Annotated in this window: 16 protein-coding genes; 8 read left to right on the forward strand and 8 right to left on the reverse strand. The window is 42.9% G+C overall.

Features of this window, described 5'->3' with window-relative positions:
* The first annotated feature begins 217 nt into the window (after nt 1-217).
* The 3 genes from R8P61_00005 (at nt 218) to R8P61_00015 (ending at nt 3,097) form a co-directional block, all read left to right on the forward strand.
* Nucleotides 218-1,003 carry a hypothetical protein gene (locus R8P61_00005; GenBank protein MDW3645425.1) on the forward strand — a complete coding sequence of 262 codons (786 nt, stop codon included), beginning with the start codon at nt 218-220 and terminating at the stop codon, nt 1,001-1,003.
* Between the two features lie 91 nt (nt 1,004-1,094).
* Nucleotides 1,095-1,661: a hypothetical protein gene (locus R8P61_00010; protein MDW3645426.1), complete on the forward strand. Its 567-nt coding sequence runs from the start codon at nt 1,095-1,097 to the stop codon at nt 1,659-1,661.
* A 14-nt stretch (nt 1,662-1,675) separates the two neighbouring features.
* Entirely contained in the window at nt 1,676-3,097 is a 1,422-nt protein-coding gene (locus tag R8P61_00015; protein MDW3645427.1) for a C1 family peptidase, read from the forward strand.
* A gap of 12 nt (nt 3,098-3,109) precedes the next feature.
* Here the strand turns inward: R8P61_00015 and R8P61_00020 are convergent, their stop codons facing one another.
* Together R8P61_00020 and R8P61_00025 are read right to left on the reverse strand one after the other, a co-directional pair.
* Nucleotides 3,110-3,865: a response regulator gene (locus tag R8P61_00020; GenBank protein MDW3645428.1), complete on the reverse strand. Its 756-nt coding sequence runs from the start codon at nt 3,863-3,865 to the stop codon at nt 3,110-3,112.
* 65 nt (nt 3,866-3,930) lie between these two features.
* Nucleotides 3,931-5,796, reverse strand: coding sequence for a sensor histidine kinase (locus R8P61_00025; protein MDW3645429.1), 1,866 nt, complete (start codon nt 5,794-5,796; stop codon nt 3,931-3,933).
* Nucleotides 5,797-6,024: 228 nt separating this feature from the next.
* Here R8P61_00025 and R8P61_00030 point away from each other — a divergent pair, with 228 nt between their 5' ends.
* From R8P61_00030 to R8P61_00040, 3 genes are all read left to right on the forward strand, one after another.
* Complete coding sequence (locus R8P61_00030) at nt 6,025-7,023, forward strand: DUF2306 domain-containing protein (protein MDW3645430.1); 999 nt, start codon at nt 6,025-6,027, stop codon at nt 7,021-7,023.
* Nucleotides 7,024-7,337: 314 nt separating this feature from the next.
* Nucleotides 7,338-10,793 (forward strand): hypothetical protein, encoded by a 3,456-nt coding sequence (locus R8P61_00035; GenBank protein MDW3645431.1) that lies wholly within the window; start codon nt 7,338-7,340, stop codon nt 10,791-10,793.
* 183 nt (nt 10,794-10,976) lie between these two features.
* The gene (locus tag R8P61_00040) at nt 10,977-11,930 is read left to right on the forward strand and encodes a hypothetical protein (protein ID MDW3645432.1); all 954 of its coding nucleotides are present in this window, start codon (nt 10,977-10,979) and stop codon (nt 11,928-11,930) included.
* A gap of 76 nt (nt 11,931-12,006) precedes the next feature.
* On the opposite strand, the gene R8P61_00045 is transcribed toward R8P61_00040, so the two are convergent.
* The 5 genes from R8P61_00045 to R8P61_00065 all read right to left on the reverse strand — a co-directional run bounded on the left by R8P61_00045 (nt 12,007) and on the right by R8P61_00065 (nt 19,617).
* On the reverse strand, nt 12,007-12,381 hold the full coding sequence (locus tag R8P61_00045) for a heavy metal-binding domain-containing protein (protein MDW3645433.1): 375 nt from the start codon (nt 12,379-12,381) through the stop codon (nt 12,007-12,009).
* 31 nt (nt 12,382-12,412) lie between these two features.
* Complete coding sequence (locus R8P61_00050) at nt 12,413-14,161, reverse strand: efflux RND transporter periplasmic adaptor subunit (protein MDW3645434.1); 1,749 nt, start codon at nt 14,159-14,161, stop codon at nt 12,413-12,415.
* Nucleotides 14,162-14,169: 8 nt separating this feature from the next.
* Nucleotides 14,170-15,423 (reverse strand): TolC family protein, encoded by a 1,254-nt coding sequence (locus R8P61_00055; protein ID MDW3645435.1) that lies wholly within the window; start codon nt 15,421-15,423, stop codon nt 14,170-14,172.
* Nucleotides 15,416-19,084: an efflux RND transporter permease subunit gene (locus R8P61_00060; GenBank protein ID MDW3645436.1), complete on the reverse strand. Its 3,669-nt coding sequence runs from the start codon at nt 19,082-19,084 to the stop codon at nt 15,416-15,418. The genes R8P61_00055 and R8P61_00060 overlap by 8 nt, the downstream gene beginning before the upstream one ends.
* Before the next feature lie 107 nt (nt 19,085-19,191).
* Entirely contained in the window at nt 19,192-19,617 is a 426-nt protein-coding gene (locus R8P61_00065; protein MDW3645437.1) for a hypothetical protein, read from the reverse strand.
* 744 nt (nt 19,618-20,361) lie between these two features.
* Between R8P61_00065 and R8P61_00070 the strand changes: the two genes are divergently transcribed.
* Nucleotides 20,362-21,105, forward strand: coding sequence for a hypothetical protein (locus tag R8P61_00070; protein MDW3645438.1), 744 nt, complete (start codon nt 20,362-20,364; stop codon nt 21,103-21,105).
* On the opposite strand, the gene R8P61_00075 is transcribed toward R8P61_00070, so the two are convergent.
* Nucleotides 21,099-22,640: a sulfatase-like hydrolase/transferase gene (locus tag R8P61_00075; protein ID MDW3645439.1), complete on the reverse strand. Its 1,542-nt coding sequence runs from the start codon at nt 22,638-22,640 to the stop codon at nt 21,099-21,101. The two genes, R8P61_00070 and R8P61_00075, sit on opposite strands and share 7 nt — an antisense overlap.
* 155 nt (nt 22,641-22,795) lie before the next feature.
* On the opposite strand from R8P61_00075, the gene R8P61_00080 reads away from it, so the two are divergent.
* Nucleotides 22,796-23,944, forward strand: coding sequence for a PQQ-dependent sugar dehydrogenase (locus R8P61_00080; GenBank protein MDW3645440.1), 1,149 nt, complete (start codon nt 22,796-22,798; stop codon nt 23,942-23,944).
* Nucleotides 23,945-23,977: the final 33 nt, after the last annotated feature.

Consider the following 23,977-nt stretch of genomic DNA (forward strand, 5'->3'; position numbering starts at 1 on the left):
TAAATGAACTCTGGTTGTACCTGCAGGAACGGGTTCCGGCTTTGGTATCCAGTGTAAAAAAGAAGGCGCAACATCCCAGCCTGAAAAAAAATGACCTGGGGGATGTAGCCATTTATTATGTGAATTAAGGCTCAAAAGCCCATTTCATCCATTTAAAAACAAGATAACATCTAATAAAATGAAAGCTTTATTTTCTTCAATCCTATTCACTGTGCTTATGTTCAGCTTTACCCAAGCACAGGTTTCTGAAATTTCAGCCAAGCTGAATGAGACCCAGGATAAATTCATCATCACCTACAAACTCGAAAAGGGAAAAACCGGATTCTGGAATGTACAATTGATCGCCTTTATAGACGGGGTTCAGATTGATCCCAGCCGTTCGGCTCTCTTTGGAGACGTAGGTCAGCAAATCCGCTATGGTAAGAATAAGCGCATTGTTTGGGATGCTTATATCGACGTAGAAAGCATAGACGGAGAAGTTCGTTTTGAAATCAGTGCAAAGCTTCCTCCCATGGCAGCGCCTCCTACTCCCAAGATGGATTATATAAGTGGCGGTGTATTGGCTGCGGGTGGAGTCGGTCTATTGGCGGCTAACCTTCCCAACGCATTGAAGAAAGGGAATATTGATCTAAGTGCAACTCCTTCCAACGATCCCATTTCATACTACTATACCTTCTGTGATCCCAGCTCCTCAGCATTTGATGCAGAACAGGTCATTGTAGAACAAACGGGACAAAATTCGCTCTGTGATCAGCACCTGGAAACTGCCAACTCCAAATACAAATCTGCTACAACGGGAGTAGGAATAGGAGGAGCGCTAATAGTTATAGGTGGTATTCTGATTTTGACAAAACCCATCCATAAATACATTCAGATGCCTAAATACCTCAAGGCAAATGGGCTTTCTTTCGAGCCAACGGTGGATTTCAATTCCTACTATGCAGGGCAAACTCCCCAGGTAAATGTAGGACTGAGTTTGACCTATACCCTGGGGCGTAAGTAAGTCTTGCTCCAACAGTTAATGACGAATGCTTTGATCTGCCACTATGTATCATTCCATAAGCTCAATCGCTTATTCCTTAACAAAATTTAACATGAAACAGATACTTTTTTTCAGCATACTTCTGGGCCTTTTCAGCTTTCAAAGCCAGGCCCAGGGCCCCCTCAACAAGATTACCGAGTCTCGCTTCATGCAGGAACTGGATTCGATCAAGATACGTGCAGAAAAGTCCGTGAGAGACTTCAAAGCCATTCAGCATTTGTATACCGAAGAAGATGTAAAGCTGGTCTCTGACTCTTATGACGCTTCTGCTGGCCTGTTTAACAATATGCTGCTCATCGTCAAAGAGGACTTACTCGATAAGAAAAAGCGAAAATTTATTCGGGAATATCCGGAAGATTATTCCAAGCAAATGATGGCCGATCTCTACCAGGCCAAGATCTTCTACGAAACCAATTATATGGCAGATGTCACCATGGTGACTAACGGACAGGTAACTGGTTTTGCCTGGTTAGGAACGGCGATCATGGTATTTGAATTGGCGAAAGAGGGATGGGCTGTTTTGCAGCAAGTGAAAGAAGGCTGGGACGACCTGAAAGAAAGTGCCATAGACAATAGATTGATTGAAAGATATAGGTTCAGACTTTGGGAAGAATTGTAATAGCATCTTTTCGTATGAAAACGTGTGTTTCACTTTTATTACTTTTCTTCCCGAGTCTGGTTATTTGCCAGGGCCTGATTATGGACGACGATCGTTACGACGAAGTCCCGATTCAGTCTGCCTACAATGACGGAAGTAAATCTGAGGAAAATGCCCTTAGTGGGAAATCAACCTACAGCCTAAAAGCCTATTGCCCGAAGGTAGAAGATCAGGGTAAGATTGCCACTTGTGTGGGTTGGGCAGTTGGTTATGCAGCTCTTTCCATCCAACAAGCCGTGAAAAATGAATGGAAGGGGCAGCAGGATGTCATAACTGAAAATGCCTTTTCCTCCATGTTCATCTTCAATCAAATCAAGATAACAGATTGCAACAATGGGTCCTTCATTGATTCAGCGATGTCTTTGTTGCAAAGGAAGGGAAACATCAGATCTGCTGACTTTGATACAGATAAATCGGATTGTTTGCGTATGCCTTCCAATCGGCAAATGGAAGAAGCCGCGGAGCATAAGATTGTGGATTATATGGCTTTGTTTCGCCGAAATGCTCCTGACAGGATCAAGATCAACAAAGTCAAATTGAGCTTACTCGAAAATAAACCGGTAATCTTTGGACTCATGGCTCCCAAAAGCTTTTCTGCCTCATCTATGGCTGGCAAAGCTATGTGGTTTCCCTCGCCGGGTGAAAGAGGTATCTTCGGCCATGCCCTAACGGTAATTGGATACGACGATGCACAGGGAGCTTTCGAGGTCATGAATAGTTGGGGGGAAGCCTGGGGAGAAGGAGGCTTTACCTGGATTCGCTACCAGGATTTTGCCAAATATGCCAGCTATGCCTTTCAGATGAGTTTGGATGAAAAAATAGAGAAGCAAAAAGTCTATAGCGGTAAATGCGCAATTCGGCAATTTGTGACTTTAATGAGTGATGGAGAGGCGGTTTTTAAAGATGTTTCGCTTGCTTTGAATGCCCGAAGAAAAGTGTATCAGCCCAAGAATCAGGCAGAAGGCATTTTGCGTGGGAAAGTCTTTCAGCTCATCATATCCCAGGTAAGTGCAGGCATGTATTTATATGCTTTTGGAATGGAAGCAGATGGCGAAATGAAAAGCTATTTCCCCAAGGAAAATGAAAGCCCGAAAATCACTGTTCCGGAAGTAGAACTGTTTATTCCCGGACCTGAATCGGGCATACAGTTTACGAAAGTCGGCAGGGAATACCTCATTCTACTTTTTTCTACCAAACCTATAGAAAATATAGAGGAAAAGCTGGCAGCAATCAGAGCAAAAGGAGGAAGCCTGGTACAAAGAATTTATGACGTATTTGGAGAAGCGGTCATACCTCAGGATTATATGGGATATTCTCAACGCTATATGCAGTTTCAAAATGAAATGCCTGAAGGAGAAATTATTCCTATGGTGCTGGAATTGAATATCAGTAAATAGAGCTTTTGAAGCCTAAATCAGTTTCAGGCGTTTCAGTAAATCCTTTTTATAACTGGGGCCTACCGGAATCTTATGAGATCCAACGGTCACTATATCCTCATGTAAGCCATCGATTTCTGTAATGTTGATGATGAAAGATCGATGCGTACGGATAAAGTCTTTAGAATTTAGCTTGCTTTCGAAGGTTTTGAGTGGAAAACTCATGAGGTATTCATTCTCCTGGGTAAAGACTTTGCAATAGCTTCGGTCAGCCTCTGCATAAAGGATATCTTTAATGAAGATCCGGATCATCTGATCCTTCTGCCTAACAAATATGCGATCCTCCAGGAGGTAGCTGTCATCTGCGTCTGAAAAAGAAACTTCCGTTTTTTCGGGAATCTGTTCTTCCTGATTACTCATCCTCAAAATGGCCAACTCAATTGCCCTTTCCAGGTCCAAACGCTTAAAAGGTTTAGAGATAAATGCATGAGGGCGGGTCGTTTTTGCACGATCGTAAGTTAATCTATCGGAATTTGCAGTCAGGAAGATGATCCCGATATTTTCTTCTCTTTGTTGGATTTCCTTAACTGTTTGTATCCCATCCAGTTCTCCTTTTAAATTGATATCTACCAGCATGATATCAATGTTATGGTCTTGTACTTGTTCTATCGCTTCTTCTCCGGAAGGAACTATATCAACCACTTCATAGCCCATTTTGCTTAGATTGAGGGAAATATCTGAGGCGATGATCATATCATCTTCCAGAATCAATATTTGAGGTCTCTGCATATAAAACGCTTCTTTTGGAGAAATGATTTAACATCAATGCTCCGTTTAGATAGATCTTGAATTACTTAGGCAACTTTGAATTGAATTTCAGTACTTATTCCTGCTTCACTACTGATATCCATTTTTGCTTGCATTTGTCTAACCAAAAGTTTTACCAGCTGACTTCCAAAGCCGGATCTGTTTTCCTGAGGGTCGAGGCCAACTCCATTATCGGATACTTTGAAATTGATAACTTTCCCTTCCTGTTTTTCCAGGCTGATCTGTATTTTACCCGACCTATTGTCCGGGAATGCATATTTCAGGGAATTGGTCAATAATTCATTGGCGATCAAGCCCAGAGGAATAGCCGTATCAACATCCATTTCAACTTCTTCTACCTGGTAGTCAATTTCTATTTGTTGAGTATCTATATTGAAGGTGTCAATAATGGTTTCACTTAGAACTTGCAGGTATTCCTTAATTTCAATGGCAGCCAGGTTCTCACCCTGGTATAATTTCTGATGGATCAATGCCATCGATCCTACTCTGCTTTGGCTATTTTTTACTGCTTCCTGTATTTGCGTATCCTCGATATGACTGGATTGCAAGCTCAATAAACTGGAAATGGTCTGTAGGTTATTTTTTACTCTATGGTGAATCTCTTTTAACAGGAGTTCATTGGTTGCATTGGTTTTTTGCAATTGGGTGTTAAGGCGATTCTGGCGACGGTAGGCCCATACACTCAGGAGAATCAATCCCGCCAATATCCCTATGACCAGAATCCCGTAAACTCGCTCTCGACTTTGCTGTTCAATGATTTGCTCCTTTTTCTCGGTATCGTATTTGATCTGCAATTCCGCTTTCAAGGATGCATAACGTTTACCCGCAAGGGAATCATTTAAGGTTCTGGATTCATGGGCAAAAGAGAGGGCATTCTGGTAATCCCCCAAATTCTCATAACAGGTAGAAACGTGGCTGTATATCTCCACAAAACGCTTGTCTATTCCATCCCTCCGATGTGCATGCGCAATAAAATCTTCGTAATAAGGGAGTGCCTCTTCGTATTTATTCTGAGCATAGAGTACATCTGCGATGCTTTCTTTAAATCCATCAGCATCTCTTACATCCTCGACCTGAGTTTTACATATTTCCCATCCCAATAGGGCATCCTCTAGCGCACGATCATATTGGCCATTGGCTCGAAGTGCTTCTGCACGCCAGGAATACGCACGCATCAACATGGTAGGGATTTCTTCTGAATAGGCCTCCATGAGCGCAACCGATTTCTCTCCATGCTCAAGGGCTTTTTCCAGATTTCCCAACTGAATATGGGGTTGAACCGAATGAAAATAGGCCATAGCGAGGTCGGTGGTATCTTGCAACTCCAGCAATAATTCAAGCGCCTTTTCTGAATTTGATACAGAAAGTTCATACTCTTCCAAAGATCGATTGAGCCCCGCAAGGCTATAATATGAATTAGCAATCCCTGCCTTATCGCCCATTTTTTCGCTTACCTCAAGGCTTTTCATGGTGTATTCCTGAGCAATCTGCGGATTTTCAGCCATATAGCTCGAAGCCAGATTACGGTAAGTCTTCGCTATTCGAGCAAGTTCATCGGTTTTGAGGAGTTGTTCTAAGGCTTTCAGATCATGATAGATCATCGAATCATTTCTCGCTGGCATTTCTTTTTTTAGATGCCAATAGGCCAAATTATCATGTGCCTCAGCTATTTGAAGTGGACTGCCCTCTTTATAGGTCCGCTGCAATAGTTTCTGTGAAGCCTCAAAAAGCTCTTCATAATTGTGGGTCTCATATAAATTTACAATCTCACCAAAGAGTTGTGAAGTGATACTATCTATTGAGATTGTATCGGAGGGAGGAGTTTGAGGAAATACTCGAAGATTAACTCCAAAAATGAACAATAGAGAGAGGAGAAATAGGGGGATTCTCATGACAAGGCTTTATCTGTAAACGAAAGAATAGATAAATGATTTCAATATATCGTAATATTTTTGTTGAATTTAATACTAGTTTTATCTATTTCATACATGGGTTTTCTCATACTTTGAAAAGCACTTGCATGCAATTCCCCTGAAAATGAATTTCATCCTACCTTCCCGCAATATGATTTAAAAAGATAAATAGATATTTTATCTGCTCACTCATTTTCATCCCAACCCATGCTCCCCAACATTGACCCCAATTGGATTATCGTAGACGGCTTTCCGTTGATTTTTAGCCTCCTCTCCTGGACGATGCTCCTGCTTTTGGGTGTATGGATGTGGTTGAGAAAAAAACAGGAAGAACTACAGACGGGTGAGAAAGAAACAAGCAGCTTGAGCAAAGCTGCTTTAAACCGGAAACAAAATCAGATTTACAAAAGAGCAGGAACGATCTTACTGGTTTTGGGTGCTCTTGGGGGATTTCTCCCTTCTATCCTAAAGCTCCTGACGACTGGACATGTATGGTCAGTCAATGAACAAGGGCCCCATCCATCAGTAGATGCTTCTTTATATTTCCATATTCCCCTGGCGGTGATATGGGTGAGTCTTGCCGCTGTCCAACTCTGGTCCGGACAAGTGGCAAAGAGACGAAAAATTCATAGAAGAGTGGGCTATTTGGCAGCAGGAGCAGGCATCCTTGGAATTGGCATTGTCGGCGCCTGGATCTGGCCTTTGCTCAATGATTTTTCGCAAGGCCTTGAAAGTCCTACAGCCGGCGCAGGAATCTATACCATTCTGCTCGGTTTCGGGGTCATTATAAACGGAAGCCTGACGATTTATCATGCCAAAAAGCAAAACCTTCAGCTTCATAAGGATTTCGCCTTGATGACTTTATTCTGGACCCTGGAACCCGGCATTCATCGATTGTATATGTGGCTGATGAGACTCATCTGCTGGGATTGCTGGTCTCCCGAAAATACCCAGGATATGGGCATCGCTATTGCCAAATTACCTGCAAATATCAGCCTCATTTTTTGGGCCCTGCTTATGGCCTATTTCGCCCGAAGACTCAACAAAGTCATTCTCTTCAATATCCTGGGGCAATATATGCTCTGGATACTGGGAAGCTTTGCACTAATCAGCCTGTATCAGGGAACAGAAATTGCCTGGGGCATGGTCCTGATCTCTCTATTGATTGCTTTTGCAGTGGGAAAATTGTCTCAAAATTCCCAATGATTTGCCAGCCGTAGGCCTAAACAATTGGGCTATTCTTTCAATTCATCTAAGGAAGTAAATTTCCCGGGCTCTGCCTTGCTGGCACGAGGCCTTTACTACAAAACTACTCAGTTCCCCTTTTTGCCTATAAATTAGCTACACATAGAAAAGTAAAAGCCCCTTAAGTTTCTCATATAGCTTAATTTAGTATAAATATGCATCCGTCAATACTACACGCGATTTCTTAGTGAATACTCATATATGTTTTTTTCTATTTATTGGGATGCACTAACTTATGACTCGCGCTAACTCAACAGCAAAATATCATTAGAAAAATGACAAAACCCCCAATCTTTCATGGCTTAAATCCAGACCAGGCACTGGAAGCTCAGGTAGATGGTTCCTTCGTAAAAATTGGAGGCGAGGATTACTATAAAATTTCCCATTTCGACAAGATGCGCCCCTTCTTTATGAGCATCGTTAGCTCCGGAGATTTGTGGATGTTTGTCTCAAGTAAAGGAGGACTGACGGCAGGTCGAAAAAATCCTCAATTCGCACTTTTCCCTTACTATACTGATGATAAAATTCATGATTCAGGAGAACTGACTGGGAGTAAGTCCATATTTTTTATTCATAAGGAAGGGAGAAAGTATCTCTGGGAACCTTTTTCTGTAAGAGGAGAAGGAATATATAAGGTGCAAAGAAATATCTATAAGCATACCTATGGCAATAAGTTGATTTTTGAAGAAATCAATGAAAGCTTACAAGTATCCTTTCGCTATGCCTGGGAAAGCAGTGAGAAATTTGGCTGGGTAAGAAGAGCTGTTCTCAAAAACCTGAGTCAGGAAGAGCAAAAAATAGAGCTGCTGGACGGTATGCAAAACCTCCTGCCTTATGGAGTAAATCTGGATATGCAGACGGAATTGAGTACCCTGGTAGATGCCTACAAGAAAAATGAATTGGATGCAGGAAGTGGAATGGGCATTTATTCGCTTAGCTCTATCCTGGTAGATAAACCCGAACCCAGTGAGTCCTTAAAAGCAACTAGTGTTTGGTCCATGGGATTGACGGATAGCCAGCATCTCCTTTCCTCTGTCCAATTGGATGATTTTCGAAAAGGAAGGACACTCAGAGAAGAAAAAGATGTGCGGGCCGAAAGAGGCGCTTATTTTTTGCATAGCCAACTCGATTTAAAAGGAGGTGAAGCCAAAGAATGGTATATGGTTGCCGAGCTAAACCAGAGCCATGCTGATTTGACGACATTGATTGGCCGACTAAAGAAAGAAGATTCACTTCTGACGGAATTGAAGCAAGACATTGCAAATGGAACAGAAAAGCTGGCCCTGATTGTAGCTAATGCTGATGCTTTTCAGCAAACCGCAGATCAGCTATCAATGACTCGACATTTCTCCAATGTGCTTTTCAATGTGATGCGGGGAGGAATTTTTGACCAGGGCTATCAAATTTCTCGTTCAGATGTTGGAGAATTTATCCAAAAGTGGAACCAGAAAGTCTATGATCGATCCAAAGCTTTGCTGGATACGTTGGATGAAAAAACTTCAATAGGACAACTTAAGCAACTGGCAGAGGAAAGTGGAGATCCTCAATTCATTCGCATGGCTAATGAATATTTGCCTCTGACCTTTAGTAGAAGACATGGAGATCCCAGTAGACCCTGGAATTTTTTCTCCATTGAAACCCAGGACGAACATGGATCTCCGATTCTCAATTTTCAGGGAAACTGGAGAGATATTTTTCAAAATTGGGAGGCCCTTTGTGTTTCCTATCCGGAATACACAGAGAGTATCATTTACAAATTCCTCAATGCATCTACCGCAGATGGATACAATCCCTATCGAATTACCCGTGATGGTATAGACTGGGAAGTGATTGATCCGCATGATCCCTGGTCCTTTATTGGCTACTGGGGAGATCATCAGATCATATATCTTCTGAAATTGATGGAGCTTTCGAAAAAGCATCATCCAGACGTATTGGAAAATTCCCTGCAGAAAGAAATTTTTGTCTACGCCAATGTGCCTTATAAGATCAAAGCTTTTGAGCAACTTCTGGCTGACCCACGGGATACAATCATTTTTGATGAAGCCCTGCACTCAAAGATAGATGAGCTCCAAAAGGAAATAGGAGCGGATGGGAAGTTGATTCTGGGAGCAAATGCAGAACCCTTTTGTGTAAATCTGGCAGAAAAATTATTGCTCACCGCTTTGACCAAACTTAGCAACTTCGTTCCCGAAGGAGGAATCTGGATGAATACCCAACGCCCCGAATGGAATGATGCAAATAATGCCCTGGTAGGTTATGGAATTTCTATGGTTACCCTCTGCTATTTGAGAAGGTATTTAAAATTCCTCAAAGATCTGTTCCAGAACGATCGTTCGGAAAATATTGAATTGACAGGAGAACTAACTTCTTTGTTTCAATCCATCCATGAGGTTTTTCAGCATCATCACCAAGCCCTTGAGGGTCCCATCAATCCAAAAGAACGGATGGATATTCTAAAAGGCCTGGGCTTGGCTGGAGAACGCTATAGACAGCAAGTTTATGAAGGCGGATTTTCTGCTTCCAAAGGGGAATTGAGTAAGAAAGAGCTGCAGGAATTTTTTGACCTAAGTCTGGAATTCCTGGATCATAGCATACGCGCTAATAAGCGCGAGGATCACCTCTATCATTCTTATAATTTACTAGAAGCGGATGGAGATGAGTTGGAAATCAGGTATTTATATGAAATGCTGGAGGGGCAGGTAGCCGTTTTAAGTACAGGATTGCTTTCTGTAGATGAAAGTCTGGAACTTTTGACGGCCTTGAAAAAGAGCAAATTGTATCGGGAAGATCAGTATAGTTATCTGCTATATCCGGATCGACAGCTTCCACGTTTCAGACAAAAGAATCGTATTCCTAAAGCAGAGCTGAACAAGTTAGAAATACTAACGTCCTGGATCGAAAAAGGAGACACAAGAATCCTGGAACAGGATGAGGAAGGTATCTCCCATTTTTCCGGAAACTTTAGAAATGCAGTTGACCTCAAAGAAGCTTTGGATCAGCTTAAGTCTGAACAGGAGATTAGTGCGAAAGAAGAGGAAGTCATTCTAGATATTTTCGAGTTGGTTTTTGATCACAAATCCTTTACCGGTCGTTCGGGAACATTTTACGGCTATGAAGGCCTGGGCAGTATTTACTGGCACATGGTTTCAAAATTGGTATTGGCAGTCAATGAAATTTTCTTCCGCTTTCCCAAAGAAGAAATGAGTTCTGCTCAGTTTGGGCAATTGGTCGAATTCTATTATGAAATTCGAGCAGGTTTAGGATTAAATAAAAATCCAGAGTTGTATGGCTCCTTCCCAACGGACCCGTATTCTCATACTCCGGGAAATGCAGGAGCTCAGCAGCCGGGTATGACTGGACAGGTGAAAGAAGACATACTTTCAAGAATGGGAGAACTGGGTATGATTGTTGAAAATGGTCAAATCCATTTCAATCCGATCTTTTTACGAAAAGCCGAGTTCCAGACTGAGTCTTCAACTTTTAACTTCTATTCTGAAAAGGGAGAAATCCAAAAACTCGATCTGCCCCCCAATTCTTTGGCTTTTACCTACTGCCAGACTCCGATCATTTATAAGGTCTCAGAACAAAAAGAAATTAGGGTTCATAAAAAAGGCGGGCAGACTGAAAAAATTGAAGGTTTGAGTCTTGGTGAAAAGATTAGTGAATCTTTATTTAAGCGGGATGGAAGCATCCATTATCTGGAGGTGAGTTTGGAAGCGCTTCTCTAGGAAGGGCGCCGGAATGAAATAAAAAATTCCAAGCCTCCTGGCCTTAAGATCCCGAAATGCAGAAAAGCAATCTCCTTTCCTATAGAGTAAGGAGATTGCTTCGCTTTTTTCATTGGACCTGTGATATCCCTAATTTATGTAGATCATTCATAAGCCATTCATTCAGGCCTCCAAAGAAATCAAATGAATAAATACCCTTGCTTCCTCCTATTTAGCCTGAGCTTAGTACTTTCCTGCTCACAAAGAGTCCCCTCTAAAGGAAATTCTTCTTTATTCGACTTTCATCCTGAAAAATCTTCTTTCATTTCCCTTAGGAATGAACAGGATATTCCTAACAAAGGAGGCCATATACAGGGAGTACAGCTTTACCAAAAAGGAGATGAGTCCTATTATTTCCTTACGGGGAGTTCTGCGAATCAATCCTATTTGGCTATTGCAGATGTGCAAACTCTGAAAGTCATTTCCGTTCAAAAACTGCTGGATGATCCATATCGGCATGCGGGAGGCTTTCAAATCATAGATGATCTTTTATTTGTGGGGATTGAGGACAATGTTGAAAAGGACAAATCCTTGGTGTTGGGCTATCGTATTCTTGATCCTGCCAAAGGAGAATTAGCTTTACTCACCAAAATAAAAAGAGAGGGGATTTACAAGAAGGCTACTGCAGGTTCTGTAGCTGCTACCAAAACGAAACACCATCTTTGGATATGTGTCGGGAACTGGGATAATCATGACCTGGATGTTTACCAATTAGCCCTGGATCAACTGGGTAATTCGGAAACAATACCTGAATTACGGTTTAGCATCAATTCTGAAAAACTGGATAGGAGTGCCTGGGTAGAAAAATCCTGGTTTTCTTACCAGAATATCAATTTCTTCAGGAAGAATGAAAGCCTTTTTCTGGCAGCTATGGCAGAAGAGAGGCTGGGAGGCAAGCAGCTCCTGGATATATTTGTATGTGATGTGGAAAAGGATGACCTGGGCTTAAAAAAAGTCTTTCACCAAAAGTTCCCTAAAAATGGAGAGGCTGGATTTCGCTGGGGTGGGGGAGTGTATGTGGATGAAACGGCTAAACTGAAGCTGATGGCCTGCGGAGAGCAAATCTTAAATGAAATTGAAGTTCGCATCTGGGAGTAAGCCGAGCAGTTTGATATTTTTAAAAAAAAGGCTGACCCATCTGGACCAGCCTTTTTTATGCTAAGAAAGTACATTCCTAGTGCTCATGATCCTCCCCATGCTCATGATCGTGATCTGCTCCTTCCTTTTCCATATGATTGTGTCCATCAGCTACATGATCCGCCTGCGCGACATAAGTCATACCGCAAACGGGACATTCCCCTGCTTCCTCGCTACCACTACCTTCACAATGCATAGGACATACATAGGCAGATGTATAAGCGACTCCTTCTCCATGTGCGGCATGACCCTCATCTGAATCATGACCAGCTTCATGATCATGTCCTTCTTCTGCATGTGTTTCATGGCTGTGTTCGCCTTCAGCTGAATGACCTTTCTCTCCACAAGCGGAGAAAAATAACATCACACCCAGTCCAAGAACAAGTATTTGAATGATCTTGATAACTTTCATTTTATTTAAAGATTATTGATTGAAAGGATAATTAATTGATTTTTATATGTTCAGAAAGGACAGCCTCAACGCTGCCACATTTCAGCATTTTATCTCCGAAATAAGGATTGAGCACCTGATTTTCTGCACTCAACCAATTTGCTCCTGTATTGTCCATAGCCATAGGACAGTGCTGGACATACAGGGTGTCAGTATAACCAAAAGCCTGAAGCGAATTGATCAGGGCCATCGAGAGAAAGCTGAATTGCTTTCTTTGCTCTTCTACATCCTCGCTCCCTGCAATCTTTTTGCCATGTGTTTCAAGGGCCTTTAATTGAGTCATCCAATAATTATGTGCATCTCCTGTGAGATCGCCCATATTCACAGCAGACAATGAGGCCGAAAATTCCGTGACTCCTTTTTGTGCAGCAACTTGATCGCTTTCCACTAAAGCATCTTTCAAGTTGAGATAGGCCGTAGCTGCTTCGCTCAATTGAGTTACAAAACTGGCGGGAGTGCTGCTGCGATAATTAGGTACAGCCGTCCCATCCATTTCTTCTTCCAACCAGCGATTCATCATGCTATTTTGATTGTTGAGTTGAGCCGCGGCATCTATACTAAAACTTCCCTGGCTGACAATCTCTTCTCCCGCTTTCAGCCCTGATGCTACCACATACTGATTGCCCATTCTTTCTCCAAGCTCCACTTCCCGAAATTCATATGTGGGGACTGCCGTTCCCCCTTTTTGTACATAGACGATCGAACGTTTTCCCGTCCATAGAACAGCCGATTTTGGGATCATCAGGCTTTCTTTGCTATCTCCAGCCGATTGTAACTCCCCATTGATAAACATCTCCGGTTTCAATTTTTGTCCCCGATTGATGATCTCACCGCGTATAGCAGCAGCCCTTGTATTCGGATTGATGACGGGATCGATAAAACTCACACGGGTTTCAAACGTCTTGCCGGGTACAGCTGCAGTCGTAAAGCTGATCTTATCTCCAAGATGAATTTGGCCTAAATCCTCTTCATAGGCATCAAAAATGAGCCAAAGGCGATTGAGGCTTTGTAACTCAAATAATAAATCTCCCGGATCAACATGGTCGCCAAGAGATACTTTTCTCTCCTTAACGATACCAGAAGCATCCGCATACAGGGTAAAGGTTCCCATGACCTCTTTGCTTTTTTCTATCTGGGCAATCTGCTCCGGCGAAATCTTCCAGTATTCCAGCTTTTTTCTGGCAGCTTCCAGCAAATCCGGATTGTCTTTGGCAAACTTCAGAGCCTGCAATAGTTCCTCCTGTGCGGTAAAGAGTTCGGGGGAATAAATATCTGCAAGCTTTTGCCCCCTTCTCACTTGCTCACCTGTAAAACTCACATAGAGTTTTTCGATCCTCCCGGGTACATGAGCAACCTGGCTGACCCCCAGTCTTTCATCTGCCTGGATCTTGCCGGACATGCGGAGGGTCTTTCCGCTACTTCTTCCTGTTCCAATCCTGATAGTTTCTATTTGAGCCAGCTTCACTGCTTCCTCACTCATTTCCAATTCCATAGGATTCGATGAACTACTACTTTCGGCAGGAATTAAATCCATCTCGCATATGGGGCAAAGGCCCGCCTCCGCCTGACGAATATGGGGATGCATACTACAGGTCCAGAAATTTGTGCCTGCTTTTTCGTTTGTATGCTCATGTTGATGAGCCGTTTCTCCCCCGGGTTTGATCACCCAGGCAATGAGAAATCCCAGGGCCAGCATACTGATGGCCGTAAGGAGTATTTGCTTATTTATCTTGAGATTCATCTTCAGTGCTAGTTTAGAATGATCCGCTCCAGAGCGGCTTTTGCATGATGACTTTCAACGATGGCTTCCAGCTTTTTCAATTCATAGCTGAGAAGGTCCTGTTCCAAATTCAGCAGTTCATCGAAGCGTTCGCCATTGTGGCTATAATCAGATTGCAATAATTGGATCACCGAACGAATACTTTCTTCCTGCTTTTCATAGAGGTCGTATTTCAGTTCGGCACTTTCGTGATTGGCAATTGCTTGTTCAATTTGTGCCAGGAATTGATCTTCCATCAGATTTTTGCGGGTTTCCAAGGCTTCAATTCGTAGATTTTCTTCCCGATTTTTAGATTGATAGACTTTGCTTTGCAGGGGAATATTTAGGCTTGCTTTGAAGAGAAGTGCATCCCGGCCATTCGTCTCAAAATCAGCGGTAGGGATATCATCAACAAGCAGGTAATCAATGCCTACCCCCCATCTCGGTTTTGCCATCTTTTCATTGAGTTTGATAGCTGCCCGAGAGCGATCTTGTTCTTTACTTAGTATCTGCAGAGCAGGATGATCGGTTTTTTGCGAATGAAAATTATGCTTGGGTTCCAGGTTCAGTTGGGCAAATTGAAAAGAATCATCTACGCTTATATGGGTCAAGGGATCTCTATTCAGCAATTGATTGATTCGACTTTGGGGTTGAATCCATTGTTTTTCAATGATGGCCAATTGCTGCCGGGATTCTCGAAGTTTGATTTCCAGTCTCAAGACATCGGCCGTACTGGCTTTGCCTCCTTCGACTTTACTCAAACTCAGCTGCCGCAGACTTTCCAAGAGGGTGATGTTTCGATTCAGAATTTCCCGACTCTCCTTTAGTTGAAAGAGGCGGTAATAGGCCAGTTTTATTTGATACTCGACATCTATAGCATGCAAGTCCTTTTTGCTCACTAAAGGAGCCGCTTGCTTCCGGCTAAGTTCTTCTTTAGCGTCAAGCGTACCAAACCAGGGAAACATCTGCATAGTCCCGACTCTAAGCCTTTGGGGACCATTGCGGGTTTCGACTGGTAAAGCAAAGGCTCCCACACTCAGTTGAGTCTCGGGCAGAAGACGGCTCTGTGGAGCTCTTTCCATTGCCGATTGATATTCCTGATCCCAGGCTTTCAGGCCCAGATTCTTTTGAGCCGCTTCTTCTATCAAAGCAGTCAGACTCTGAGCTGAGACTACTCCCCCTGAAATGAGAAGCAGGCAAGCGAGGAGATATCGAACAGATGTATACATATTTCTCTTATTCATTATTCTTGGCGTTAAAACTTGCCTCTTTCCAGATAGAAAAGAGCACAGGTACGGTAAACATGCTCAGCATTTGGAGCAGCATTCCCCCAAAAGATGGAATGGCCATGGGTAACATGATATCAGCTCCACGACCTGTTGAAGTCAGGATGGGAAGCAATGCCAGGATAGTTGTGGCGGTAGTCATGAGTGCAGGTCGAACGCGGCGTTTGCCTCCCGCTATGACTGCTTCCCGGATTTCCTTTATCGAATCAGGTTTCCTTTCCTGGAAACTGTCTCGCAAGAAAGTAGCGATCAACACACCATCATCTGTGGCAATGCCAAATAGCGCAAGGAAGCCTACCCAAACGGCTATACTGAGATTGATACTTTCCACCTGAAAAAGTTCTCGCATGGAAGTACCGAAAAGCTCAAAATTGAGGAACCAGGGCTGTGCATAAAGCCCGATCAGAATAAATCCTCCGGCAAAAGCGATAAAAACTCCGCTAAACACCATAAAGGAGATGACAACTGAGCGAAATTGAAGATAGAGGATGAGGAAAATGAGAAGTAGTGCCAGAGGAAGTACGATCATCAATCGGTCATTGGCCCGGATCTGTTGTTCATAGGTTCCAGCAAAGCGATAAGAAATGCCTGGAGGAACTTTGAGTAGGCCTGCATCTATTTGCGCTTGCAAATGTTTTTCAGCAGCCTTTACTACTTCCACCTCTGCAAAATTATTTTCCCTATCGAAGAGTACATATGAGGTAAGGAAACCATCTTCACTTTTGATAGATTGAGGCCCTTGCTCATAGCGTATGTCGACCAATTCCCCTAGCGGAATTTGAGAAGCATTCTTGCTTGGAATAAAGATCCGACTCAGACTTTCCGGATCTTCTCTCAATTCACGGGGATAGCGAACCCGAATAGAATAGCGTTCGCGTCCTTCGACCGTATTGCTCATAGACATGCCTCCTACTGCGGTTTGGATATATTCCTGAACCTCCATAATAGAGAGTCCATGACGGCTAATTGCCTGTCTGTTTATATCCAGGAGCAAATAAGGCTTACCAATGATCCGGTCTGCAAATACCGCAGCCGCTTTTACTCCTTCCACTTGTTTAAGTTCCTCTTCCAGCTTTCGTCCAAAACTTTCGATGCTATTCAAATCAGGCCCTTTTACTTTGATACCCATAGGGGCTCGCATGCCTGTCTGGAGCATGATCAGTCGGGTTTCTATAGGTTGTAATTTGGGCGCAGAGGTAACACCTGGGAGTCGTGTGCGGTCCAATATCTCTTGCCAGATATCATCTGGAGATTGAATATGATCTCTCCATTGGCGAAAGTATTGCCCCCCATCATCGGGAATCAATTTTCCCGCTTTATCCAGAACATAATTCCCTTCTCCATCCACCTTAAATCGAAGTCTTTTACCCTCCGTATCGGTTTTATACTCTGATTTATATTGAATCACATTTTCATACATGGAAAGAGGAGCCGGATCAAGTGCGCTTTCTACCCTGCCTGCCTTTCCCACTACAGTTTCTACTTCCGGAATAGCAGTTACAGCCATATCCAGGAGACGAAGGTTTTTGATATTTTCTTCCATACCCGCATGAGGCATAGAGGTGGGCATGAGTAAAAAAGAACCTTCGTCAAGAGCAGGCATAAATTCTTCGCCCGTCTGTTGATACATCTGTATGCCCAGATAAATCAAGAGACCAATCGCTCCCAGAAATATCCATTTTGCTTCCAGGAGGAAAGAAAGTATGTGTTCGTAGGAATAAATGAGGAAATAGAAAAAGCCAATCAATATCCCTATGATTCCTGCGAGGAAGAGAAAGTTTATGAACAGACTATGAGAAACCCCCAGAGGCATCCAGCTTTTGCTCAGTTGAAAACAGATTAAAAGAGCATACAGGATATTTTCTGCCCAGCTGATCTCTTTCCTATAAGATTCAAATTGCTCTTTCGCCCAAAAACTCAATGCTCCGGCCAGTCCAATTCCTATCAGGATAATCCCCAAATCAGTCGAAAAACTCAGGAGACTGGCTATTCCTCCTAAGAACAAAGCCAGGTAAAAGAGATAATTGAGACTTTTCTGCTTTAGCTTTAGGGAGAATAGGCTATGTGCCAATGGAGGGAGAATACTGATCGCCAGAAAAACTGCTGCCAGTAAAGCAAAGGTTTTTGTGTAGGCTAAAGGTTTAAATAGCTTGCCTTCGGCAGCCTCCATGCTAAATACAGGCAGAAAGCTGATCACTGTACTAGCGACCGCAGTAATGACGGCTGAGGCTACTTCCTTACTCGCTTCAAAAATACTCGTTAAACTGCTCTCAGAATCCGGTGCCTCTTCCAGTCGTTTGACCATACTTTCAGTCATGACTATTCCCATATCCACCATGGTTCCGATCGCAATCGCTATCCCGGACAGGGCCACGATATTGGCATCTACCCCAAAATACTTCATGGCGATAAAGCACATGAGTACAGCCAATGGGAGCATACCCGAAAGAAGCAAAGAAGAGCGAAGATTAAGCAGCATCAGAACCACCACGATAATGGTAATCAGGATTTCCAGACTCAAGGCTTCCTCAAGTGTACCCAAAGTCTCCTTAATCAATTCGCTTCTGTCATAAAAGGGAACAATGCGAACTTGAGAGAAACTGCCATCAGCCAGGGTTTTGCCCGGAAGACCGGGTTCCAGTTCGGCGATCTTGGTTTTAACGGCTTCGATCACCTCCATAGGATTTGCTCCATAACGAGCAACTACTACTCCGCCCACAGCTTCTGCTCCAGATTTATCCAGAACGCCTCTTCTGTTGGCGGGGCCCAGACTCACTGCTGCCACATCCCTGATTCGAATGGGGACATTATTATTTACCCGAACCACACTTTCTTCAATGTCCTCTATAGCTTTTACATAACCCAAACCCCTCACAAAGTACTCCGCCCGATTGATCTCCAGGGTCTGTGCCCCCACATCCAGATTGCTGCCTTTTACGGCTTTCATGACTTCTGTGAGACTTATCCCATAGGTTTTCATGGCCTCGGGATCTACATCTACCTGATATTCTTTGACAAATCCTCCGATAGAAGAAACTTCAGAAACCCCTTTTGCCGAACTCAGGCCATAGCGAACGTAAAAGTCCTGAATGCTTCTCAGCTCTTCGGGATTCCATCCACCGCTGGGATTTCCGTCCTCATCACGGCCTTCCAGGGTGTACCAGAAAATCTGTCCCAGGCCTGTCGCATCCGGGCCCAAAGTAGGCTGAACATCTGTTGGGAGAATGTTTGATGGCAGGGAATTGAGTTTTTCCAGAATCCGGCTACGGCTCCAATAGAAATCTATCTCTTCTTCAAAGATCAGGTAGATACTGGAGAAGCCGAACATCGAATTGCTGCGAATGCTTTTTATCCCGGGGATACCAAGCAGGGTCGAGCTGAGTGGATAGCTAATCTGATCCTCTACATCCTGGGGCGATCTGCCCGGCCAGGGTGTGAAAACGATTTGCTGATTCTCCCCAATATCCGGAATAGCATCTACCGCAACCGGATCCCAGGGGAGTCTATCAATACCGGGATCGAAAGGTGCAACGATCAGGCCCCATATAAGTAGGACTCCGAGTAGCAGCCAGGCGATCAACTTATTTTCCAGAAAGAATTTTATATATCTCGATAGCATAAATTCTCATTCGAAATTGAATTGTATTCAAATCCTATATCCAAATTTGGATAATGAATAATCAGCCGATATCAATAGATATCCGCTTTCCATGAATGAGAAATGATTCAACAGAGAAAGGTCTGCAATTCGCTTTGGAGATTGCAGTAAAGGAGTGGGGGTTTGTAATTCAGGTAATGACTCGTTCTGATTACCTTCTCTTCAATCAGGAGCTCATTTGTTGGGATAATGGCTAACTGAAGAAAATCCTTGATCAGTTCTACTTGAAAACTTTGGGATTGCTGCTCAATTTCCAGTCTTTCGTAGTGAACCTCATCTTCACAACAATCTTTTTTGTCCGGATTTTTGACCTGCATGCCTTCCGGATGCATAGGACAGGGGACGGTAATGAAGTCAGTTGGGCAGGGATCCGTTTCTACAAAAAAAGAAAACTCTTTTAACTCGTTTTGACAATAATGCATATGTGTCACCAAGCCTGTGGAGCTTAGCAAAATCATACTTGCCAAAAGGATATGTAAAAACTTACGGATCATTAGGAAGACAAAATTACAAAATTTCGGAGGATAAGCACATGTTATTTTAATCCTCCCTTACATTAGCTGCTGAATTTTGCAGCATGCTCAGGATTGCTAACGATTATTTGGAGTATAAAGTTTCATATATAGGTATGCGGAGAATAGTTCGAGAATAGATTTACTACTTGATAAGAATATTATGATAGTAGAACTAAATTAATTGAACGGTTAGTTATTTTACTGTAAATCAGTGAGTTAATGTGACCAAATGCGAAATAATTTTTTCGCTATATGTAAGTTTTTTTACAAAATGCCAGAATTTTCTATCTGTTTACCCCCTCATCTCGTCCGTCAAGGTTCGATTTTCTACCATACTGACATCTATCTCTGATTTAGGATGTCTGAGCCACTACCTTGCTTTAGAAGAATACGCTAAGCTATATTCTTTTGGGGCAATCATCTTGTTTGAAAGATGATATATAGAACCCCGCCAACACCATGGAATTTTTACTTGGGGGTTTAAATCAATGTAAAGAATACTAAAGCATCCTTATTACAGGGAATGCATATGAATGTTAGCCATTCATAGGCAGTAGAGGATGTTACGAAAAATCTTAATACGCATACATCAATCATTTAGGGCCTTTATTTATGATCTATTCATAGATAGGACTTCGTTCAATTTCCTGATGCCCGGATGGAATTTTATTCGGGCTTTTTTTTTCGATTAAACACGTAAAACATACACCTAATCTTTTCATCATGTTCAAGTTTAAAGTAGAATGGATCGTTGCTCTGGTTTTATTCTCACTTTGCCTGCTGATTTTTTCAGGCTTTGGGCACAAGGAGGAAGAGGATTATTCGATTGGAAAAGCTCAGTACTATATGGAAGTACAGAACTGGGATTCTGCCAAAATTCATGCGGTACATGTATTGGCTGCAGTTGAAGACAGAGAAGCAATTTCATTAGCCCAGAACATCATTTCAATCGCAAATGATAATATCTCTACGGAGATGGAAGCTAAAGCAGAAGCCAAGAAAATGGCATATGAAGCTTTGGTGCGTGAATACGATAAGGAAGGACGCATCCTTTGGTATAGAGATGCCAGCAGTCCGCAATACGAAAGTGCTCCCGCCTTCTATCTTTATCTTGGACAAAGAGCGGATGAACTTTGGATGCGCATGAGAATACAATATTCCGGATATGATTACCTCTTTATCAACCAGGTTCTCATAGATACGGATAAAGAAGGCTATGCTTTTACCCCTAAAGAAAAGGTACAAAGAAACCACGGAAGCAAGCTGGTATGGGAATGGATGGATGAAAGCTATAGCGAAGACATGCACGACATGCTCTATGATATGGCCCATTCGGAAAAAGTTACGATCCGCTTCATCGGCGGCAGTGCCTTTGAGGAGCGCGTGTTGAGTGTGGAAGAAAAGCTTGCCTTGAGAAGAGTGCTAAAGGCCTGGGACCTTTCCTTTGATCCACTCCTCGCTTACTGATCCTGCCAACCTCTGGGATTTGTGTCCAGTTCGGATTGCTTTTCCTCGATCATGTTTTTGAAGAATTCAGCCTTATCCGGATAGTTTTTTATGAGGTTGTGGGATTCATTATCCAATTGAATGTTGGTCAATTGCGGGGGCATTTCTTGGACCACTCCGACGGAACCCACTAATGACATAGCTCTTCCCGGTGCTCCTTCCAGGTATTTAAAGCTGCTGTCCCTGACTCCCTGGATATTACCATTTGCAGCAGCATGATAGAAAATATACTCATGAGGCCTATAGCCTTTGTCTTGTAAGATGCCCAGGATATTTCGTCCATCAATCATCCGGTCACTCGGAAGCTCTACCTCCAGCAATTGTAAAATACTCGGGAAGAGGTCCAGATTTGTCGCCATTGCATCAGAAATATAAGGCTCTGGAATAAAGGAAGGCCCATAAATGATCATGGGAACCCTTTGGCCTCCTTCATAGGTCATCTGTTTTCGGCCCCTCAAATTTCCTACGCTGCCTTGTATATCTCCTCCATTATCGCTGGTGATAAATATCAGGGTATTTTCCATTTCGCCCATTTCTACCAAGGCAGACATGAGATTGCCCATACTTCTGTCCAGGTCTTCCACTACATCTCCATATAGTCCACCTTTTGATTTCCCTCTTTGTGCTTTGGAACTGATATGGGGTTCATGGGGAAAGGAATGCGCAAAGTAGAGAAAGAAAGGTTCCTCTTTATGTTCGCGAATAAAACGGATGGCCTCTGTAGTGTAATTGTCGGTCAAAACACTTTGATCCAATGCCTTCCCTTTGATCGGGGTATCCTCGTCAAAATATCCGATGCTACCATCGAGGAGTTCTTTTTGATCTTCTTCTATTATTTCTTCATTTCTGTAGAGGTGCAAAGGGATCATGTCATTGCTGTAGTGGACGCCATAATAGTAGTCGAAACCCAAATCATTAGGCAGATGGCCGGAACGATCCCCTAAATGCCATTTTCCAACGATAGCGTTTGTGTATCCTTTAGCTTTTAATACCTCAGAAAGCATAATTTCATCCCGGGCAATCTCATTTTTTTGCCCCCTCAGTTTCCTCACATTTGCAACAAAACTACCCTCCGGGAAAAATACGTGATCACCCGCATAAGACCGTTTGGGCAATCTTCCAGTAAGTAAACCTGCCCGAGAAGGAGTACATACGGGTGAGCAGGAATAGAATTGAGTCATTTTGATCCCATTTTCTGCCAGGGAATCCAAAACTGGTGTATGAATCAATTGATTTCCATAGCAACTCAGATCTCCATAGCCCAGATCGTCAAAGTTTACAATGATGATATTGGGCAAAGCGTCGGAGCTAGCCTGAATGTTTTGCAGGTATTCCTGTTTTTGCTGCATATGTTCCTCTTCCGGAGGACTGTAGTTAGCAACTTTGATCGGACGATAGATAAACCAAAATCCAATACCAAGGAGAAGAATGAACATCAGGGCATAGCCCAGGGTTTTGATAAGGAAGTTCCAGCCTTTGCGTAGTAGTTTTTTCATAAATAGAGAGCTGAGACTCAATTTGGAAAAAATTAAGATGAGCTACAAAACAGTTGATCAATTAAGCATTGAGGACTATTTGCAAGAAATTATCTGCGAGCGAGTGGAATTTTCTACTTTAGAATGCTGATATTTGAAGACCTTCAATTATACCTATGAAAAGAATATACCTATTCGCGCTGGCAGCAATTGCCCTGTTTGCACTTGCTTTTGTATTTAAAGGCGAAAAAAGTCTTCCTGAAAATGAGGCAATCAAGACAGAAAAGATGTCTGTCAAAATAGAAACCGTTGTCGATGGACTCAGTATCCCCTGGGGAATGGACTGGTTACCCAATGGAGATATGCTGTTTACGGAAAGAGGAGGAGAGTTGCGTCTTATGCAAAATGGCAAACTCCATCCCAAAGCTATCAATGGCCTACCGGAGATTCATGTAAAAGGACAAGGAGGGCTTCTGGATGTGAGAGTTCATCCGAAATATGCCCAAAACGGCTGGATATACCTGTCTTATGCTTCTCCTAAAGCTGCTTCTGAAAATGGCTCAGGAGGAAATACCACTTTTATGCGGGCGAAATTGAAAGATCATACACTCGTAGATCAGGAAGTCCTGATGAAAGCTCAACCCAACTACAATGCAGGTCAGCATTTCGGTGGGAGAATAGAATTTGATAAGGAAGGATATATTTATTTGACCGTGGGAGATCGTGGTGGGAGAGATAAAAATCAAAGCCTGAAGAATTATAGAGGAAAGGTTTTTCGCCTGCACGATGATGGGCGAGTTCCCTCCGACAATCCTTTCGTAAATACACCCGGAGCCAAAGCCGAGACCTTTACCTATGGACATAGAAATCCTCAGGGATTGGCTATGCATCCTCAAACGGGAGATATCTGGGCACATGAACATGGACCCCGTGGAGGAGATGAACTTAATCTGATTAAAAAAGGCAATAACTATGGCTGGCCTACGATTACCTATGGAATCAATTATAGTGGGACAAAGATCACTGACGAAACCCATCGCGAAGGGATGGAACAACCGGTAACCTATTGGGTGCCTTCTATTGCCCCCTGCGGCATGTCTTTCGTCAGTAGTAATAAATATCCGGAATGGAAAAACAATCTCCTGGTAGGTTCTCTCAAATTTCGCTATCTCAAGCGACTGGAAATGAAGGACAACAAAGTTACCCATGAGGAGACCATCCTGGAGGGAATCGGAAGGGTTAGGGCCATCGAACAAGGGCCTGATGGTTTCATTTACGTAGCAGTAGAAGGGCCTGGAAAAATCGTCAGACTTAAGCCAGATTAGTTGCTAAGCACCTACACAAACACATTACAATAC

Source organism: Bacteroidia bacterium, assembly GCA_033391075.1.
Classification (GTDB): domain Bacteria; phylum Bacteroidota; class Bacteroidia; order J057; family J057; genus JAWPMV01.